The sequence below is a fragment of the Mesorhizobium sp. M5C.F.Ca.IN.020.32.2.1 genome (assembly GCF_004023105.1).
GTDB classification, from domain to species: Bacteria; Pseudomonadota; Alphaproteobacteria; order Rhizobiales; family Rhizobiaceae; genus Mesorhizobium; species Mesorhizobium wenxiniae.
The window spans coordinates 1-3,599 of record NZ_RZSX01000677.1 but is presented as its reverse complement, the minus strand read 5'-3'; the positions used below and the strand labels follow the sequence as shown (position 1 = coordinate 3,599).

Annotated in this window: 3 protein-coding genes and 1 pseudogene; 2 read left to right on the top strand and 2 right to left on the bottom strand. The window is 61.6% G+C overall.

Going from position 1 to position 3,599, the window contains the following annotated elements; all coding sequences use genetic code 11:
- Positions 1-1,084 (top strand): MFS transporter (locus tag EOA86_RS26825; protein ID WP_128344460.1); only part of this gene is annotated, 1,084 nt, incomplete at its 5' end.
- Positions 1,085-1,172: 88 nt separating this feature from the next.
- Here EOA86_RS26825 and EOA86_RS26820 read toward each other — a convergent pair.
- Positions 1,173-2,594, bottom strand: coding sequence for a hypothetical protein (locus EOA86_RS26820; RefSeq protein ID WP_065007573.1), 1,422 nt, complete (start codon positions 2,592-2,594; stop codon positions 1,173-1,175).
- Between the two features lie 517 nt (positions 2,595-3,111).
- Here EOA86_RS26820 and EOA86_RS26815 point away from each other — a divergent pair.
- A complete protein-coding gene (locus EOA86_RS26815; RefSeq protein WP_029349714.1) occupies positions 3,112-3,396 on the top strand; it encodes an SCP2 sterol-binding domain-containing protein in 285 nt (94 codons plus the stop codon).
- Between the two features lie 62 nt (positions 3,397-3,458).
- Here EOA86_RS26815 and EOA86_RS40660 read toward each other — a convergent pair.
- Positions 3,459-3,599 (bottom strand): annotated as a pseudogene (locus EOA86_RS40660) (N-acetyltransferase); the annotation flags it as partial.

Genomic DNA, 3,599 nt, shown 5'->3' with positions numbered 1-3,599 from the left:
AAGCTATGTCGGGCTCCTCATCGTGCTTGCCCGCTGGAAGCCGGACCTGCCAGCCTCGACACTGCCGCGCGAGACGCTGGGGGCGGCGATGGGCGCCGGCCTGCGCTACGTCGCCATGTCGCCCAATATCGGCAAGGTGCTGGTCAGGGGTGCGGCTTTCGGCTTCAGCGCCGGCGCGGTTCTGGCGCTGCTGCCGCTGGTGGCGCGCGATGTCGTCAAGGGCGATGCCTTGACCTACGGCATCATGCTCGGTGCGTTCGGTATCGGTGCCGTCGGCGGCGCGCTGATCAGCGTCCGGCTGAGGCAGATCCTGTCCAGCGAGACGATGGTGCGCATGGCATTCGTCGGCTTCGCGCTTTGCGCCTTCAACGCCGCCGTCAGCGACCACGCCTGGCAGACGTCGCTCGGGCTGCTCATCGGCGGCGCCTGCTGGGTGATCGCGCTGTCGCATTTCAACGTCACGGTGCAGATGTCGACGCCGCGCTGGGTGGTCGGCCGGGTGCTCTCGGTCTATCAGACGGCGACCTTCGGCGGCATCGCGCTCGGCAGCTGGATTTGGGGTGTCGTCGCCGATGCGCATGGCGCCGAATTCGCGCTGATCGGGGCTGCCGTCGCGATGCTAACGGGCGGCGCGATCGGCCTCTTGCTGCCTTTGCCGCAGCAGGCAGTACTCAATCTCGACCCTACCAACCGTTTCAAGGAGCCGCATCTTGCGCTCGACCTAAAACTGCGCAGCGGCCCCATCGCCATCATGATCGAATACATCATCCGCGAGGAGGACGTGCCGGAATTCCTGGCCACCATGGCCGAACGCGGCCGCATCCGCCGCCGTGACGGCGCCCGCAACTGGACGCTGGCGCGCGATCTCGAAAATCCCGCAATATGGATCGAGCACTACCACACGCCGACATGGCTCGAATACATCCGCCACAACAAGCGGGCCACCCATGCCGACGCCGTTGTCGGCGAGCGCGTACGGGCACTGCACAGCGGCGACGAGCCGCCGCGCGTCCGCCGCATGATCGAGCGTCCGACAACCGCCGGCACGGCGATCGTCATGCCGAAAGGACCGATCGAGCATTAGGCCGTGCCGGTGTGTCCAGTTGGATGAGCACATGACGCTCTAAGCTGATGGCTCACACGTACCCTAATCGGCGCGGCCCACCCGCGCCTTAGGATGCAGCGCGCAGGCTCGTACGGACGCGCCGCCTGCTTGTGGCCCGAGCCTTCTCCGCCACGACACCGGTGATCTCGACCACGCCGTTCTCATGCGGTCTGGCGTTTGTGGCCTTGTGGAGACGCTCATAGGGCAACAGTTCCTTGACCCGAGCATCGAGCAACGCGACTTCGGCTCGCAGATCCTCGCATTCCTGCCTCTGGACATCGAGCTGTATCTGTTCGGATGCCTGCTGCAGGGAAAGCTGCGAAAAATTCGCGCTCACCGTCGAAAGGTGTATCTTGTCGTTTTCGTTCTCCTTTCTGAGAGCGGACAACCTTTCCTCCGCAATTTGCTTTTCGGCCACAGCGTCGCTCCATTGAGCCTTGAGATTGGCGATTTCGCTGGCGGCTTGACTGTTCTCGTTCGAGGCAATTTCCAATCGTGATTGGAGGTTGCGAATTTCAGAACGCAGGCCGCCGATCTCCGTGAAACTACGCGCACGCTCGGCTTCCCTGTCACTTTCCATGATACGGGCCGCTTCCGTCATTTCCGACAGCTTCGCTTGCGCGATATCGAGCGATTTCTGCAGCCGCATCTCCTCTTTCTCGCTCTTGCCAAGCGCAGCCAGCAGTTCCGAAAGTCGCGTCGCATCACTGGCATGAATTGTCGAGAGTTCATCCAGCCTGTGCCGCGCCTCAGCTTCCCGTTTCAGCGCCTTGTCGAGATCGATCGACAGGCTGACATGCTTTTCCCTTAGGATGTCGTTCTCGCGTGCGCATCTGTTGGCCTCGGCCGTTCTGGCCGAAAGCGTTTTGACGAGATCGCCGAACTCCGCTTCGCGTTCTGCGCTCGCATTGCCTGCCACAACGAGTTCCAGCCTTGCTGCAGCCAGCGCACCGCGAAGTGCCTCCTTGTCCTCGACCAGGCTTGTCTCGCGCTGCTGCAGGGCCTCGACAGCACTTTGACGCTCGCGCTGCTTTTTGGTCGCGTCGTGGAGCTGCTCCGACAGCACTCTTTGCTGCGTGGTCAGGCTGACATTTGCCAGTTCCAGTTCGTTGGCGCGAAGAATGTCCCCGTGAAGCAGCTTCAGGAATTCGCCTGTCAGATGATGCGAGGTCGCGATCTCCGACAGTTTCGTGTTGATCTCCTCCAGATACTCCCGCGCATCGTCAAAGAGCCCATCAACGGCATTTAACGCAGCCAGTCGGGTTTGTGCGTGGGAAGTCAGCCGTAATGCGATCTCGGGAGTGTCCGCATCGTCCTCAGGCTGAGAGTTGTCATTCTTTGCCGCGAGATTCTCATCCGGGACGTCATTCAACGGCGATTGGTCGTCTAGCTTGAGACACTCATCGAACGCATTCGCCAAATCGGCTTCGAGCTCCTTGAACGCTCTGTCCACCTTCTCGGCACGCTTGATCAGACTTTTGATTCTCATGACTGAACATCCCCCTTTTGTAGCGCCATCATGGGGTCTTGATCCTCGCCTGCCAGATACGGGTTCATCCAACCTCCCCTGACGCGGTCGCCGTGAGATGACCGCTCTTGAATCTGCTGTCATGGTCCCGTTTACACCACCCTGAGCGCATGAGGCCGAGTCCACGCTAGGGACAGGCTTGGCCACTGTCCTCGTCTGTTTGAATGACGTAAACCGTGTAACTGCCCCGATTGCCGCCGGCTTTGGAAACAACCCACCGAAGGAACCTCCGCCAGAGTTACAGGCACGACGTGACAGGCGGGCGGCTGGGCGCGCCCTGACCTTCGCCCGACAGATCTCGCGGAGCAGCTTCACTGCGGCGATAAAACCATCTTCATCTCGGGGAACTGCGTTGACGTAAACGTCAACCCAAAGCTATATGCGCCAGCGACCGTGATCGCGAACTACGCAAGACGGCGACTTTGGCCACATCGAAGTGCCGACCTGCGACAAACGCAACGAGACGAGGAGAACGGCCATGGGCGTTCAGGAAATTGCCGACAAGATCAGCGCGCGCGTGGCGAGTGCCGGGTTCGATCGTTCCGTGAAATTCGACACCGGCAGCGACGGTGTCATCGTCATCGACGGCGCTGATGTCTCGACCACCGACGCGCCGGCCGACTGCACCATAAAGCTTTCGCTCGACGATCTGGAGTCGCTGATAGCAGGCGATCTCAACCCGACCATGGCGTTCATGTCCGGCAAGATAAAGGTCGAAGGCGACATGAGCGTCGCCATGGCACTGAGCCAGCTGATCGGCTGATCCAACCAATTCGGGATGAAAACAAGCCGCCGCCCGATGGACGGCGGCTTGTTTCCGATCCGTCAGGCAGCGAGCGGCAGCCGTTGTGCCTTCAGCTTGCGCCCTGCCGCCCTCAGCGTGCCCCGCGCCTCGGCGAGCGCGCCTTCCGCCAGTTCCAGCGCCAGCAGGCGGTGCCGCTCATAAGGGCCTGGCATGGCCAGGGC

Coding starts and splice junctions, on each gene's coding strand:
- EOA86_RS26820 (WP_065007573.1), bottom strand. CDS start 2,594: ATGAGAATCAAAAGTCTGATCAAGCGTGCCGAGAAGGTGGACAGAGCG.
- EOA86_RS26815 (WP_029349714.1), top strand. CDS start 3,112: ATGGGCGTTCAGGAAATTGCCGACAAGATCAGCGCGCGCGTGGCGAGT.